The sequence below is a fragment of the Actinacidiphila paucisporea genome, from assembly GCF_900142575.1.
Classification (GTDB): domain Bacteria; phylum Actinomycetota; class Actinomycetes; order Streptomycetales; family Streptomycetaceae; genus Actinacidiphila; species Actinacidiphila paucisporea.
Genome location: NZ_FRBI01000011.1, coordinates 109,455 through 124,507, shown reverse-complemented (window position 1 = coordinate 124,507; position 15,053 = coordinate 109,455). Strand labels below are relative to the sequence as shown.

General features: G+C 72.5%; 10 protein-coding genes. 3 read left to right on the top strand and 7 right to left on the bottom strand.

Annotated features, from left to right (window positions below; translation table 11 throughout):
- Positions 1-59: 59 nt before the first annotated feature.
- On the top strand, positions 60-872 hold the full coding sequence (locus tag BUE44_RS18225) for a polysaccharide deacetylase family protein (RefSeq protein WP_073499697.1): 813 nt from the start codon (positions 60-62) through the stop codon (positions 870-872).
- A gap of 135 nt (positions 873-1,007) precedes the next feature.
- Complete coding sequence (locus BUE44_RS18220) at positions 1,008-1,727, top strand: FadR/GntR family transcriptional regulator (RefSeq protein ID WP_200804455.1); 720 nt, start codon at positions 1,008-1,010, stop codon at positions 1,725-1,727.
- A 129-nt stretch (positions 1,728-1,856) separates the two neighbouring features.
- Here BUE44_RS18220 and BUE44_RS18215 read toward each other — a convergent pair whose 3' ends face one another.
- The 4 genes from BUE44_RS18215 to BUE44_RS18200 all read right to left on the bottom strand — a co-directional run bounded on the left by BUE44_RS18215 (position 1,857) and on the right by BUE44_RS18200 (position 10,807).
- Entirely contained in the window at positions 1,857-6,002 is a 4,146-nt protein-coding gene (locus BUE44_RS18215) for a carboxypeptidase regulatory-like domain-containing protein (RefSeq protein WP_079189862.1), read from the bottom strand.
- Between the two features lie 167 nt (positions 6,003-6,169).
- The gene (locus tag BUE44_RS18210) at positions 6,170-7,165 is read right to left on the bottom strand and encodes a helix-turn-helix transcriptional regulator (RefSeq protein ID WP_107415762.1); all 996 of its coding nucleotides are present in this window, start codon (positions 7,163-7,165) and stop codon (positions 6,170-6,172) included.
- Positions 7,166-7,277: 112 nt separating this feature from the next.
- Positions 7,278-8,972, bottom strand: a complete 1,695-nt coding sequence (locus BUE44_RS18205) for an MFS transporter (protein WP_073499691.1) — start codon at positions 8,970-8,972, stop codon at positions 7,278-7,280.
- A gap of 176 nt (positions 8,973-9,148) precedes the next feature.
- Complete coding sequence (locus tag BUE44_RS18200; RefSeq protein WP_079189861.1) at positions 9,149-10,807, bottom strand: cellulase family glycosylhydrolase; 1,659 nt, start codon at positions 10,805-10,807, stop codon at positions 9,149-9,151.
- A gap of 356 nt (positions 10,808-11,163) precedes the next feature.
- Here BUE44_RS18200 and BUE44_RS18195 point away from each other — a divergent pair, with 356 nt between their 5' ends.
- Complete coding sequence (locus BUE44_RS18195; protein WP_073499689.1) at positions 11,164-12,012, top strand: siderophore-interacting protein; 849 nt, start codon at positions 11,164-11,166, stop codon at positions 12,010-12,012.
- 212 nt (positions 12,013-12,224) lie between these two features.
- Here the strand turns inward: BUE44_RS18195 and BUE44_RS18190 are convergent, their stop codons facing one another.
- From BUE44_RS18190 to BUE44_RS18180, 3 genes are all read right to left on the bottom strand, one after another.
- Positions 12,225-13,004, bottom strand: a complete 780-nt coding sequence (locus BUE44_RS18190) for an ABC transporter permease (RefSeq protein WP_073499687.1) — start codon at positions 13,002-13,004, stop codon at positions 12,225-12,227.
- Positions 13,001-14,035 carry an ATP-binding cassette domain-containing protein gene (locus BUE44_RS18185; RefSeq protein ID WP_073499685.1) on the bottom strand — a complete coding sequence of 345 codons (1,035 nt, stop codon included), beginning with the start codon at positions 14,033-14,035 and terminating at the stop codon, positions 13,001-13,003. The genes BUE44_RS18190 and BUE44_RS18185 overlap by 4 nt, the downstream gene beginning before the upstream one ends.
- Positions 14,036-14,231: 196 nt before the next feature.
- Positions 14,232-15,005 carry a PadR family transcriptional regulator gene (locus BUE44_RS18180; protein WP_073499683.1) on the bottom strand — a complete coding sequence of 258 codons (774 nt, stop codon included), beginning with the start codon at positions 15,003-15,005 and terminating at the stop codon, positions 14,232-14,234.
- Positions 15,006-15,053 lie beyond the last annotated feature (48 nt).

The following is a 15,053-nucleotide window of genomic DNA, read 5'->3' as shown; positions in this document are numbered from 1 at the left end:
CGCGCCGCCCGGCGCACAGCGATCGCACAGCCGAGCACCCGACTTCCGGAGGATCCGCCATGCCGAAAACGTCCCGTACGGTCCGGCGGACCGGTCTGACCGCCGCGCTCGCGGCGGCGTCGCTGGCCCTGTCGCTGACCGGCTGCGCCCACTACGACGCGCAGTCGCCGAAGAGCGCCCGCGAGGCCGCGTACAAGGCGGCCGCGCACACCGACGGCAAGGCGGGAACGGGGACCCAGGGGGCGCTGCCGGCCGGGGCGGTGGACTGCCGTAAGGCCAAGTGCATAGCCCTGACCTTCGACGCCGGGCCGAGCGAGCACACCCCCGCGCTGCTCAAGGTGCTGGCAGAGAAGAAGGTACGGGTGACCTTCTTCCTCCTCGGCCACAACCATGTCGACAAATACCCTGACCTGGTCAAGCAGATGGCGCAGAACGGCAACGTGCTGGGCAACCACTCCTGGACCCACCCCCGGCTGACCGACCTCAGGCCGGCGCAGATACGCGCCGAACTCGACCACCTGGACGTCGAGGTGGAGAGGCTGACGGGCAAGCGGCCCACCCTGATGCGGCCGCCGCAGGGGCGTACCGACGCGAAGGTCTCCAAGGTCTGCAAGGAGCTGGGGCTCGCACAGGTGCTGTGGAACGACACCGCGAGCGACTACGCCACCACCGACTCGGCGCTGATACACCGGCGGATACTCAAGGACGCGAGCCGGGACGGCATCATCCTGCTGCACGACCTGTACGCGGGGACGGTGCCCGCCGTCCCCGGCATCATCGACGCGCTGCGGGCGCAGGGCTACACCTTCGTGACGGTGCCCGAACTGCTCGCGCCCGCGGCGCCGGAACCGGGGAAGGTCTACCGGCCCTGACCGCCCGCGGTCGACGGCGGCGGGGTGCCGGTCCTTCCCGGCCCCGCCACCGCATCCGGGAAGAGGCCCCGCCGCGTCACGGCCGGTACGCTTTGTCACGAAATGTGGTCAGGCGACCTGAGAGGTGAGACGGCCATGCCGCCCGGATCCCCGCGGCCGAGCCCGCTGGTCGAACAGGCCACGGAGCACCTGCGCGGGCAGATCCTCGGCGGGCAGTGGCCGGTGGGTACGAAGCTGCCCGGCGAGACCGCGCTCGCCGCGTCGCTCGGCGTCGGGCGGTCGACGGTACGCGAGGCGGTACGGGCGCTCGCCGAGGCCGGCCTGGTCAGGTCCCGGCAGGGCGCCGGGGTCTTCGTCGTCTCGACCGAGCCGCACGACGATCTCGGGACGCGGTTGCGGCGGGCCGCTGTCGCGGAGGTCCACGAGGTGCGGGCCGTGCTCGAGGTGCAGGCGGCACGGCTCGCCGCGGAGCGGCGCACCGGGGCGGACGTCGAGGCGATGGTCGCGGCGCTTTCCGCGCGGCGCCTCGCCGCGGACTCGGACGACGCGGCTCTCGTCGATGCCGCCCCCGTCGATGCCGCCCTTGTCGACGCGGACATCGCTCTGCACGCGGCCGTCGTGGCCGCGGCCGGTAATCCCGTCCTCACCGACCTCTTCGCCGAGTTCGCGCCGGCGCTGCGGGAGGCCCTGGCCGGCCTCGCCGACCCGCTCGGCCTGCGCGCCGCCGACCCCGCGACGGGGCACGCGGCGCACGCCGCCCTGGTCGCGGCGATCGCCTCCGGCGAGGTGGAGGAGGCGGCACGCATCCTCGACGCCGAGCTGTCCGCGACCCTCGCGCGCCTCCTGCGGGGCTGAGCCCCGGCTGCGTGGCGCTTGCGCGCCGGTATGGGGCAGCCCCGTTGCGGAACGGGGAGAGGTCGCGGGACGGGCCCGGCCGGGCAGGCGGGAAGCGCCTGCCCGGCCGGGGCGTGCCGGACCTTCGGGCTAGTCCTTCAGGAGGGTGAAGTCGGCAGTTGTCGTCGCCCCCTTGACGATGCGGATGGTCTTCGTCGTCGGCTGGTAGCCGTCCTTCGCGACGATCAGCTGCAAGGGGTTGTTGCGGACGTCGAGCCAGAGCGCGTACGTACCGTCCTTGGCGGTCTTGAGGGTGTAGTGGGTCGCCCACGTGTTGATCTGTACCGTCGCGCCGCTGAGCGGCGCACCGGCCGCGGAGATCGTTCCGGTGATCTTGCCCCAGGTGGCCGGGGGGTTGACGGTGAGGGAGACGCCCACCGGGGTGAGCGGGTAGGGCGTGTCGGAGCCGAGGCCGAGGGCCGCGGTGTAGGTGCCGGGCTGGCTGATGTCCGGCGCGGACGCGTCCAGCGTGACCGTGACGGTCGTGCTGGCACCTGGCTGCAGGGTGACCGTGTCGGTGCTCTCGCTCAGCCAGCTGACGTCTTCGGTGTCGGTCTGGTCGTAGCCCGGCAGGACTTCCGCGGTCTTCGCGGGGACCTGGCCGGCGAGGCCGCCGACGGCGTAGAAGCCGGTGGCGCCGCCGCCGCGGTAGAGGGAGGCGGTGGAGTTGGGCAGGGCGGTCCAGGTGTTGTCGTCGGGCTGGTAGGCCCAGGTCTGGTTGGTGAGCGCGGCGCCGCCGTTGACGGCGCCGCCCCTGACGAGCAGCAGGCCGTTGGCGGAGGTGTAGGCGGCGCCCCACGCGTCGGTCGGCTGGTCGGCGATCGGCGACCAGGCGTCGGACGCCGGGTCGTAGACGTAGCCGTGCGTGAGGGTGCCCGCGTCGATGGTGCCGCCGGCGCAGTAGAGCTTGCCGCTGACGGCGCCGCAGGACTCCCAGGCGACGTCCTCGGGGTAGGCGGCGGCGCTGGACCAGGTGTTGGTGGCCGGGTCGTACGCCGTCACGTCGGTGGTGCCGCAGGCGTCGGCGGTGCAGCCGCCGACGGAGTAGAGCTTGCCGTCCAGCACCGCGGTACCGGCGCCGGCGTAGGGCTTGGGCGAACTGGCCCCGGTGCTCCAGGTGTTGGAGGCGATGTCGTAGATCTCCAGCTTGGCGTCGGGGCTGCCGCTGGCGCCCCAGCCGCCGGATGCGTAGAACTTGCCGTTGATGATGCCGTGTGCCGGCGCCTCGCGGGTGTCGGCGGCGGAGGCGAGCTTCGTCCAGGCGCCGCTGTCGGCGCTGTACGCGTACAGGTCGCTGGTGTCGGCGGCCCCGGTGTAGCCGAAGGCCGAGTAGACGGTGCCCTGGTAGCTCGCGACCGCGTTGTCGCCGGTGCTGACCGGCAGGTCGGGCACCGGCTGCCAGGCGTCGCCCGCCGCGGCCTCGGCGGGCGTGGCGGCCTTGGAGGTGGCGCCGGCCTTCGCGCCGTGGGCGGCCAGGGACAGCGGCGAGTAGTGGCCCTTGACGAGGTTGAGCGGGGCGCCGGCCTTCGCGACGACGACGCCGCCCGGGGTCTCGCCCAGGGTCAGGGTGGCCGGCGCGGTGCCGGTGTTCTTGACCGTCAGGTTCTGCGAGGCGCTCTTGCCCCAGCCGACGGTCTTGGCGATCGAGGCGGGAGTGACCTTGAGCCGCCCGGCCTTGAGGGTCAGGTCGCGCTCGACGGTGCCGTCCGCCGGGATGTTGGCGATACCGGAGGCGGTGGCGTAGTGCGAGGCCGCCGCGCTGATCGGGTGCTTGCCGGTGAGGTGCGAGAAGGTCCAGTAGAAGCCGTCGCCCAGGTTCGGGTCGTCGGGCGTGGCGCTGGTGGTGGTGTGGTCGGCGGGCTGGTCGGTGCTGGTGACGGTGGCGCCGTTGACGCCGGCCTTGGTGTTGGCGTCGGTGACGGTGCCGACCACCAGGCCGCCGGGCACGGGGGCGTAGGTGCGCTTGCCGACGAAGACGTTGTCCAGCTGCCACCAGTACGCCCAGGTGCCGGTGTAGTGGAAGCGCAGCCGCACGTCGCTCTTGCCCGCGTAGTCGCCCAGCGGGATCTCGACGTGTGCGGGGCCGGCCACCGACGTGGTCGTTTTCTTCCACACCGTGGACCAGGTCGTGCCTCCGTCGGAGGAGACGTCCACGTCGGCGGTGGAGTTGGAGAATTCCTTGTAGTCGGTGTCGAAGCCGAGGATCGGCGCGGTGTCGGCGCTCAGGTCGTAGGACGGGGACAGCAGCGAGGTGTCCTGGTCCAGGCTCTGGCCGATGTCGTCGCTGTCGATGATGGCGAAGCCGCCGCTGCCGCCCGTGCGGTTGCCGCGGCCGCCCGGGTCGTCGAAGGTCCAACCGCCGCTGGTGCCCGCGGCGTTGACGACGCTCCAGCCGGTGGGCGGGGCGGTGGTGGAGGTGAAGGGCTCGGTGGCGCCGTCCAGGTGCACCGCGTAGCCGGGCGCCTTGGTGGAGGAACTGTCCACCGGTACGGCCACGTTGAGCGTCTGGTCGGCCGCCGCGACCTGCACGGTCTTGCTCACCGTCTGGTAGCCGGGGTAGTTGGCGGCGATGTGCAGCGTGTAGGTGGTGTTCTGCGGCAGCGTCAGGGTGTAGGCGCCGGTTGCCGGGTCGGTGAAAGCCGGTCCGCCGGGGACGCCGTCCGCGGTGATGGCGGCGTAGAGCGGCCAGCCGTGCCCCGAACCGTCGTTGACCCGCCCGGAGACGGTCCTGGTCGGCACCGCGTCCAGCGCGAAGGACTCGGTGACGGTGGCGCCGTCCGCGAGGTCGACCGCGGTCGCGGAAGCGGTGGCGTAGCCGTACGCGGCGGCGGTCAGGTCGTAACTGCCGGGCGGTACGTCCAGCTTGTAGGTGCCGTCGGCGGCGGTGGTGGCGCTGTGGTCGCCTGCCTTGACGACGGCGCCGGCGATCGGGGCGCCGGTGGCGTGGTCGGTGACCGTGCCGGAGAAGACGCCGTGCGGCCCGCTGGCGAAGGCGGCGGTCCCGTTGGGCGTGCCGAGGCCGGTGGGGCCGTCCCAGCCGGGGCCGGCGGTGCACAGTGCGCCGGGGTTGCAGGAGCCGTTGTCGCCCGCGGTCACGTCGTTGAGCGAACCGGGCTTGGCGTACGGGTAGGCGTTGGGGTAGGTGCCGGAGCCGGGGGTGCCGGCCGAGGCGTAGACGCCCGCGATCAGCGGCGACGAGGCGCTGGTGCCGCCGTAGACCGCCCAGCCGTCGTTCCCGTAGGTCTGGTAGACCGCGACGCCGGTGGCCGGGTCGGCGACCGCCGCGACGTCGGCCTCACCCCGCATGCCGCAGACGGTGTCGGTCTGGAAGGCGGGCTTGGGCTCGTAGAGCGAGCAGCCGGAACCGGGGCCGCCGTAGGCGTTGTTCCACACCGACTCGCGCCAGCCGCGGGCGCTGGAGTCCCGGGTGAGCGCGGTGCCGCCGACCGCGGTGACGTACGGCGAGACGGCGGGGTAGCTGACGCCGTAGCCGTCGTCGCCGGTCGACGCGACGACCGCGACGCCCGGGTGGTTGTAGTACGGGTCCATGCTGGTGGCCTCTGACGGGTCCTCGCCGCTGCCGGGAGTGGTGTCGTAGCCGGTGCCGTAGGAGTTGGAGACGTACTTCGCGCCCAGCGCGACCGCCTGGTCGACCGAGGCGCCCAGGTCGTCGAAGTAGGACGAGTCGGCCTCCACCAGCAGGATGTGGGCGTTGGGCGCCGCCGCCGAGACCATGTCGAGGTCGAGCGAGATCTCGCCCGACCAGTCGGGGTCGGGGTCGGGGAGGTCGCTGCCGCCGCGCTGGCTGACCTTGCTGAAGCAGCCGTTGGCCGTGGTGCACGCCGGCAGCCCGTACTGCTGGCGGTAGACCGCCAGGTCCGCCTCCGCGGTCGGGTCGTCGTAGGCGTCCACGATGGCCACGGTCTGTCCCGCGCCGCCGTCCGCCGGCAGTGCGTACGCGCTCTGCAGATCGGTGGCGCCGAAGCCGTCGGGGGTGGTCGCGGCGGGCTGCAGCCCGGCCTTGGCCGGGATGTCGGTCCTGCGCAGCGCGAAGCAGGAGAACTGCCCAGGCTTGGCGTCCGCGCACTGGCGTACGACGTCGGGCCGGTGCGAGGGCGTGGCCGACGCCGGTGCGGCGGCGGGGAGTTGCAGGCCCACGACGGCGAGGGCGGCCGACGCGAGCGAAGCCACCACACCGGCGGTGCGGCGGCTGTGTCTGGGAACGGGTATGCGCAAGGGGTTCTCCCTGAGGCAGTGGGACCGTTCCGCGGCGGCGGCCGCCGCGGTGGTCACGGTCGATCAGACCGCTGGCGTATACCTGTGCCTCACATGCACCAAGGATTCGTCAAACCCTTGTCGAATACCTGACACCGGGAGTCCCGCTGGGCGGAGTCGCCTTCCCGTCATCCGGACGGCCGGCGGGCGTCTCCCCCGGAATGACCGCCCGGTAACTCGCCCGGCAGATCGTCGAGCCAGCCGCGCCGGGCAGCATGCCACACCAGCTGGATGCGGTTGTCGACGCCGGCCTCGCGCTGCATCGCGGCGACGTGCCGCTGCACGGTGCGCACCGCCACGCCGAGCGAGCGGGCCATCGCCGCGTCGGTGCTGCCGCTCACCAGCATCGCCAGGATCCGCGACCGCAGGGCGCTGCGCGGCTGCCGGTCGTCCGGGCGGCGCACCAGCGGCACCCCGCCCGCCCACACCGCGTCGAACAGCGCGGTCAGCGTGTCGAGCAGCGGGCTGGGCAGCACCACCAGCATCACCGGGTCGGCATCGTCGGCGGCGGGCGGCGGCAGCAGGGCGACCTCGCGGTCGGCGATGCCGAGGCGGGCCGGCAGCCGGCCCGCGACCCTGGCCGACATCAGCGGGTCGCCGGGCGGCCCGAAGGCCCCGGCCGCTTCGAGCCCGGCCCGCTCGAACACCACCCGCCGCCTTACGCCGCCGGGCAGCGGTTCGCGCGGCGCCACCGCCGGGCCCGGCACGAACGAGGCGATCTCGCGCCGGGCAGAGGCGCGGAAGTCCTCGATCCTGCGCCGGATCGCGGCGTGGCCCGCCACCACCTGCACGGCCTCGTCGGCACGGTGGGCCTGGTGGACGCGCTGGTATTCGACGTCGAGCCGGTCGAGCAGTTCCGCGCCGAGCCGTAACTGCTCCTGCGCGCGCGACAGCAGCGGCCGGAAGCCGGCGTGCGGCGGGACGGGATACCACTGGCCGTCCCGACCGCGCCGGACCAGCCCCCGCCCCGCCAACTCCCCGCAGGCCGCCTGTCCCCGGTCCGCCGTGACGCCCATCTGGCGGGCCAGCTCGCCGCTTCCCATCCCCCGGGTCGACACCAGCAGGCTGTACGCCCGGTCCGCGTCCGGGCTCAACCCCAGGGCCTCAAACGGACGTTCGGTCATGTCGCCGCACTGTAGCGCCTCGCGCCGAAGTGCGCCCCGCGGTCACACAGTTGCGCGTGTGGCCCGGGGACGGTCCCGGGGAGACCGGGCGGCCCGCCCGGGACAGCAGCCCTCAGGTCAGGGCGGCGAGTTCGCGATCCACCGCCGCCTGGTGGAGGGCGGCGTCCTCGCGGGCGCGGCGCGGGCTCCAGCGGCCGGCCATCAGGAAGACGAACGGCAGGAAGAGGACCTGGCCGCCGACGCAGATCCACCACCAGGTCCGCCACTGCCCCGGCCCGTCGTGCGCGGCCTTCTGGACCTTCGTGCCGTACTTCTGCAGCACCGCCAGCTGCGGCTGGGCCTTCTGCACGGTGGCGAGGCCGGCGGGACCGACCTCCCGCACCGCGCGCGCGGTGACGTCGGCGGGCGCCTTGCCCGCGGGGTACCTGCCCAGCTCGGCGAAGACGGCGGGGTGCGCGCCGACGATCGCCAGCGCCGGCGCCGCCTGCGTCTGCGCGGCCGTGACCTGCGCCCCGTGGTCGACCAGCGGCGTCACCGAGGTGACCAGCACCGGGATGAAGGCCGCGGAGACCGCGACCACGATGCGTATCGTCCAGCCCCACACCGCGAGCCCGGTCGCCGTCGCGGCCGGGTTGTGCTTCTCCACCGTCTCGGTGAAGCCCGCCATCCACGGGCCGTAGGCCACCCCGCTGAAGACGCCGATGCCCACGAAGAGCCAGGCGAAGGTGTAGTAGTCGGTGGTCGGATGGGTGGCCCGGGTGGCGAAGATCGCGGTCATCACGATGGAGCCGGCCGCCCCGACGATCATGAACGGCTTGCGCACCTTGAGCCGGTCGGAGAGCAGGCCGACGACGACCAGGGCGATGGCGTTGGCGGCCCAGTACCAGTTGGCGACCGCATTGGCGCGCTGCTCGCTGTAGCCGTAGGTGGTGGCGAAGTAGACGACGAAGTTGCCGACGGCGGCGAAGTACAGCAGCAGGAAGAGGGCGATGGCCAGGCCCGAGCCCGCGATGTCCAGGCGCAGCATCTGCCGCCACTCGCCGCGCCTTGCGGCCTGCGGCTCGATGCCCTTGGCGCGGGCCTCGACCAGCGCGCGGTCCCGCAGGGTGACCATGATCTGGTCGCGCAGCCCGGGAGACAGCTCGCGCAGCGCGAAGATCGCCACGACGAAGACGACCAGGCCGGCGATCGCGGAGTAGCGCAGTTCGTCCTGCCAGCCGGAGGTGTCCAGGGTCTGGCTGGTGACGGTCGTGACGACCAGGCTGCCGACGACCGGGCCCATCGTCCAGGCGCCCATCGCGGTGGCCCGGCCCAGCTGCGGCGAGAAGTCCCTGATCAACGCAGGGGTCGCGACGAGCACGATGCCCTCGACGACGCTGACCAGCGCGAACAGTACGAGATACGTCGCCTTGCCGCCGGCGTTCGGCAGCCCGAAGAAGACCAGCAGCGAGGCGATCAGCAGCCCGTAGACCACCATGTTGGCCCGGCCCCAGCGGTCGGCGAGGCCCGCCACCAGGGAGGCGAAGGCGCCGACCGCGTTGCCGATCACCGAGACCCACACGAAGTAGCGGTAGGTCATGTCGAAGTGGGTGATGATCGACGTGGCGACCGCGTACTGGATGTAGAGCATGTAGTAGAGCACGACCGTGGTGACCACCACGATGGCCAGATACGCCATCCGGGGCCCGGTGGCCGGGTACGCCGCGAGGTCGCGGCGGTAGAGCCGCTGCAGCACGGTACGGGTGTCGCCGCCCGCAGCCTGTGGTCCGGGTCTGTTGGCGTCGAACGACGTCGGTGTTGCGGACATGCGGCTCCTCCTGGAGGTACGGGAAAAAACCGGGTGAAGTGACGGAGTGTGGCCAGAGGCTAGTACCGACCAGTCGGTATGCCTAGGGGTCTGCACGAGGTCATTCACACGGACGCCGGCGGGCCCCCCGAAGGGAGCCCGCCGGCGTCGTACCGCGGGGGAACCGCGTGCGGGCGTCAGCTCGCGGTGCAGGTCAGCGTCGGCGTGCCGACCGTTCCCGTCGAGGTGCCCTGGAAGCCGAAGCTGGTCGAGGCCGCGGGGGCGACCGCTCCGTTGTAGGAGAGGTTCACGGCGCTGACCGCGGCGCCCGTCTGGGTGATGGTGGCGCTCCAGCCAGAGGTCTCCTGCTGGTTGCCCGGCCAGGTCCAGTTGACCTTCCAGCCGGTGGTCGCGGCGGTGCCGGTGTTGGTCACGGTGACGGTGGCGGTGAAGCCGGCGTCCCACTGGTTGTCCACGTGCAGGGCGGCGGTGCAGCCCTTGTTCCCGCCGGTACCGCCGGTGGTCCCGGTGGTTCCGGTGGACGTGCCCGTCGACGTACCGGTGCTGGTGCCGGTGCTCGTACCCGTGCTGGTGCCGGTGGACGTACCGGTGGAGGTGCCGGTGGAGGTGCCGGTGCTGGTGCCGGTGGAGGTGCCGGTGCTGGTGCCGGTCGACGTGCCGGTCGACGTACCACTCGACGTACCGCCCGTCGTGCCCGTGCCGCCGAAGGTCGGGGCCTTGATGGTGCTCAGGTAGCCGTCCTTGACGGTGTCGACGCTCTGCCAGTCGTCCTTGAGGATGCCGCCGGTGTCACCGGAGTCGGGGTTCCACGACCAGAAGGTCCAGCTGAAGCTGTCACCGCCGTTGCCGGAGGTGGGCAGCATGTAGCTGACCAGGGCCTTGAGCCACTGCTGGTCGACGGTCGACTGCAGCGTGGTGCCGAACTCGCCGACCCACACCGGGGCGATGTTCTGCTTGAAGAGGTACCCCCAGTATTTGTCCCAGATCGCCGGCATGTTCGCCGGGAAGGCCGGGTCGGTGAACCAGGTCTGCTGGGCGACGCTGGTGGCGTAGTCGTGGGCCGAGTAGACGACCCGGTTGGCCACGCTCAGCTGCACCGGGTACTGCCCGGCGCCCATCAGGTTGCCGCCCCACCAGCCCGAGACGCCGTTGAAGGTCTGGATGCCCTCGACGAAGATCAGCAGGTTGGGGTTGACGCCGAGGATCGCGTTGCCCGCCCGCTGGGCCGCGAGCCGCCAGTCGATCGTGGTGTCGCCGCAGCCCCAGCAGGCCGGGTCGTGCGGCTCGTTGTGCAGGTCGATGCCGACGACGGCGGTGTTGCCCTGGTAACGGGTCGCCAGCGCCTTGAGGTTGGTGATCCAGGTCGACTCCGGGACGGCGCTGGTGTACCAGAGCGCGGACTGCTGGCTGGAGTCCGGGCGGTGCCGGTCCAGGATCACCCGCAGGCCGATCGAGCCCGCGTAGTTGACGATCTTGTCCATGATCTGCAGCGGGCTGAGGCCCTGCAGGTCGGTGTTCATGTTGTAGAACGTGATGCTGTTGGCGGCCGCGCCCGGCTTGAAGATGTCGTCGCTGTAGGGCAGTCGGATGGTGTTGTAGCCCAGCGTCTTCATCTGGTCGATCATGCTCTTGTAGTCGCGCGACCAGAGGCCGTGCACCACTTCGTTGCTGGTCTCGAAGCCGAACCAGTTGATGCCCGCGATACGCACCGGCTGGTTGCTGGAGTCCAGGATCTGCCGGCCGCTGGTGTGCCAGTAGCCCGCGCCCGCGGCGGCCGCCGGGGCGGGCGCCGCCGAGGCATGGGTCTGCCCGGCGAGCGACAGCAGCGCGAGCATCGCCGCGGCGACGACGGCGGCGAGCACCACCCGCAGCCGGGTCAGGCTCAGGCTTCTCAGCGGACTTCGGATGTCCGGAGTGGGGACCACGGTGCGCTTCCTCTCGGTGGGGGGATGGAACGCTTCAGTTCGTGGCGTGAGGGGTCGTCAGGAAGCGTGTGGGAGCGCTCCCATTGGCAACTGTATGGAAGCGACGACACCCGAGGGCCGTCAAGGGGTCGCGCAGCCTTCAAGTTGTGAAGCGAAGGAAATCGGTGGCACGCGACGGTCGATTAGGCTTGCCTAAGCACCATCGAGACGCGGACGGCAGGGCGTACGCCCGTACGACCCAGGCGACAGAGAGCGGGGCCCGATTCATGGCGGACCGACCGGCACGCAGGACCCCCACACCCCGGCACGCCACCGTGGTGCACACCGAGCGGCTGACCCCGCACATGATCCGGGTGGTGCTGGTGGTCGACCCGGCCGACCGGCCGGAGATCGGCGCCTACACCGACCACTACGTCAAGCTGGTCTTCGCGCCCGAGGGCGTGGTCTATCCCGAGCCGCTCGACATCGAAGCGGTGCGCCGCGACCTGCCGCGCGAGCAGTGGCCGCGGACGCGCACGTACACGGTACGCGCCTGGGACCCGGCGGCCGGCGAGATGGCGCTGGACTTCGTCCACCACGGCGACGAGGGCCTGGCCGGCCCGTGGGCGGCGGCCGCACGGCCGGGCGACGGCATCTATTTCATGGGCCCCGGCGGCGGTTACGCCCCCGACCCGGCGGCCGACTGGCACCTGCTCGCCGGTGACGAGAGCGCGCTGCCCGCCGTCGCGGCGGCCGTGGAGCACCTGCCGCCCGGCGCGGTCGCGAAGGTCTTCGTGGAGGTCGCGGGTCCGGCGGACGAGCAGAAGCTGCTGGTCCGCGGTGACGTGGAGGTCGTCTGGCTGCACCGGGGCGACCGGCCGGTCGGCGAGGCGCTGGTGGCCGCGGTCACCGCGCTGGACTTCCCGCCCGGTGACGTGCAGGTCTTCGTCCACGGCGAGGCGGGCTTCGTCAAGGAGCTGCGCCGCTTCGTGCGGCTGGAGCGCGGTGTCGCGCGCGAGCGCCTGTCGGTGTCCGGCTACTGGCGGCGCGGCGCCGACGAGGACGGCTGGCAGTCGTCCAAGCGGGAGTGGAATGCCGAGGTGGAGCGCGAGCAGGAGGCCGGCGAGCGGCCGTAGGTCGGCGCCTGTGCCGGCGCCGGTACGGACGCGGCGGCCCGCCCGTCCTGGCACGGCCCCCGGCGGCCGGTCACCGTACGCGCGCGTGGCGGTGACCGGCCGCCGGGTCGGACGGACTGCCGGGCAGGAGCGGGCCGCCGGGTCAGACGGACCGCCGGGCAGGAGCGGGCCGCCGGGTCGGACGGACTGCTGGGCAGGAGCGGGCCGCTGGGTCAGACGGACTGCTGGTAGGAGTGGAAGGTGCGGGTGGACAGCCACACCGCGGCCACCGCGAGGGCCAGCAGAGCGCCGCCGCGGCTGAGCACGTCGCCCCAGTCCGGGTCCGCCGACATCGCGGAACGTCCGGCGACCAGAGCCCAGTTGACCGGGTTGAAGTCGGCGATGTGCCGCATCCAGGACGGCATCAGGCCGGGCGCCATGAAGGCCGAGGACAGGAAGGTCAGCGGGAGCAGCAGGAAGGAGTTGATCCCGATGATGCTCTCGCGCTGCCTGACCAGCATGCCCACCGCGTTGGACCCGGCCCCGAAGATCGTTCCGAGCAGCACCGAGGCGAGCAGCAACAGCAGCAACCCGCCGATTCCGCCCGGGTAGTCGGCTCCGCCGAGCTTGCCGAGCAGCACGATCAGCACCGACTGGACGGCCGTACTGCAGCCCTGCTGCACCACGTTGGCGTTCATCAGCGCGGTGCGGCTGACCGGGGTGGTCAGGAAGCGGTTGAGGGTGCCGCGCTCGATCTCCTCCAACGTGCCCATCCCGGCCCACATGTTGGAGGACACCGCGCTCATCACGACGACGCCCGGTACGAGGTAGTCCAGATACGACCCGGCTCCGAAGCCGGGGAGCTCGACCACCTTGCGGAAGAGCGAGCCGAACAGGAAGAGCCAGATGACCGGCTGGACCAGGGTGATGACCAGGAAGACCGGCTGGCGCAGGATGGCCATCAGCTGGCGCTGCGTCATGTACCAGGTCTGGTAGAGGGTTTCGGTGCTCATCGGGCGCCTCCCGCGCTGGTCGCCGGGACCGCGGCCTTCGCCGCGCTCCCGCCCGTGCCGGTGTCCGCGTCGGCGAACCGCCGCCCCGCGTACCGCAGGTAGACGTCGTCCAGCGACGGCCTGGCCACGGTGACGGTCGCCACGGCGGCGCCCTGCCGGTCGAGGACGGCCAGTACGTGCGGTACGGCGGCGGGCCCGTCGTCGGCGCGGGCGCTGAGCCGGCGGCCGTCCACCGTCACCTCGCGCACCGCGGCGAACTCGCCCAGCGCGGTGGCCAGCAGGCGGGCGTCGACCTCGTCGGGGGTGTCGCGCAGCTCCACGTGGACGGCGTCGCCGCGCAGTTCGCCCTTGAGCTCGTCGGGGGTGCCCTCGGCGACCACCCGGCCGCGGTCGACGATCGCGATGCGCTCGGCGAGCCGGTCGGCCTCCTCCAGGTAGTGCGTGGTGAGCAGGATCGTCAGGCCCTCCTCGCCGGCCAGCCGGGATATCTCCTCCCACATCGCGGTGCGCGCCTCCGGGTCCAGCCCGGTGGTCGGCTCGTCGAGGAAGAGCACCTGCGGGCGGTGCATCAGGCCGAGCGCCACGTCGAGGCGGCGCTGCATGCCGCCCGAGTACGTACGCACCAGCCGGCCGCCGGCCGCTGCCAGGTCGAAGCGCTCCAGCAACTCGTCGGCCCGGCGGCCGAGTTCGGCACCGCGCCGGCCGTACAGCCGCCCCTGGAGCAGCAGGTTCTCGCGCCCGGTGGCGACCGGGTCGGCGCCGGACTTCTGGGCGACGACGCCGATCGCGCGGCGGACCCGGTCGGGGTGCCGCAGCGCGTCGTGCCCGGCGACCAGGGCGGTGCCGGAGTCCGGGCGAGCCAGGGTGGTGAGGATCTTGACGGTGGTGGACTTGCCGGCGCCGTTGGGGCCGAGCAGCCCGAAGACGGTGCCCGCGGCGACGGTGATGCCCATGCCGTCGAGGGCGGTCACCCCGCCGGGATAGGTCTTGATCAGCCCGTCCGCCTCGACGGCGGGCGCTGCGGTGGTCATGGTCGGTGATCCTCCGGGTGTGTCGTGCGTGCGGGTCGGGTTGCACGGGGTCACCGGAACGCCTGCGGGGAGGGGCCGGGCTATCGTGGGTGTGCCGCACCTCGATCGCCCGACGTCCGCTGCCGCGGATGTCCGGTCGGTGGTTCGCGTTCCGGCGTCCGCTGTTGCAGCAGCGGGCGCCGGGGGCCGCTCCGGGTCAGGTGGTGTCGTCGGGGCGCTCCCTCTCGGCGGCAGGGGTCCCGGACCGGGGCGCGCGCGTGCCCTGGGCGCCGGGCGCCGCGTGCGAGGCACCCGCCGGGCTCATGGCGCCCCTCGCGTCCGCCGCGTCGAGGTCGCGGAACTGCTCCTCCAGCTCCGACCACCCGTCCGGCATGGCGCCGGTCTCGTGCCAGCTGCGCCATTCCCCGGCGCCGGTCAGCTCGCCCGCGGCGATCTCGGCGAGCAGTTCGCGGATCCAGTCCGCCTGCGCTTCGAGCATGCGGGCCTTGTAGTCGGTCTCCAGCAGGAACAGCCGCGGCAGTTCCTCGCCGAGCTTGGCCAGCACCCCGCGGAAGGCGGCGGCCTGGACCTTCACGGCGGCGATCCGTTCGGTGAGCAACTCCACGGCCTCGTCCGGGTGCAGGGCCGCGATCAGCGACAGCCCGGCCTCGAACGCCGGATACTCCCTGGCCGGTACGGCGACCGTGTCGGCGAGCCAGTCGTGCATCTCGACGCGGCCCTCCTCGGTGAGCCCGTAGAGGGTGCGCTCGGGGCGGTTGCCCTGCCGCTGGACGTCGGCGACGGTCACGAAGCCGTGCTTCTCCAGGTTCTGGACCACGGTGTAGAGCGAGCCGTAGTTGATCTTGATGCTGTGCTCCTTGCCGCGCTGCCGCATCACCCGGGCCATCTCGTACGGGTGCATCGGGCGCTCGGCGAGCAGCACCATGACCGCCAGGGCCAGCGGGTTGGAGAGTTTGCGCCGTGCCGCCATCGTTCTCACCTCGCCATGCTCGCTACCGTATATCCGTAGCCGAACATA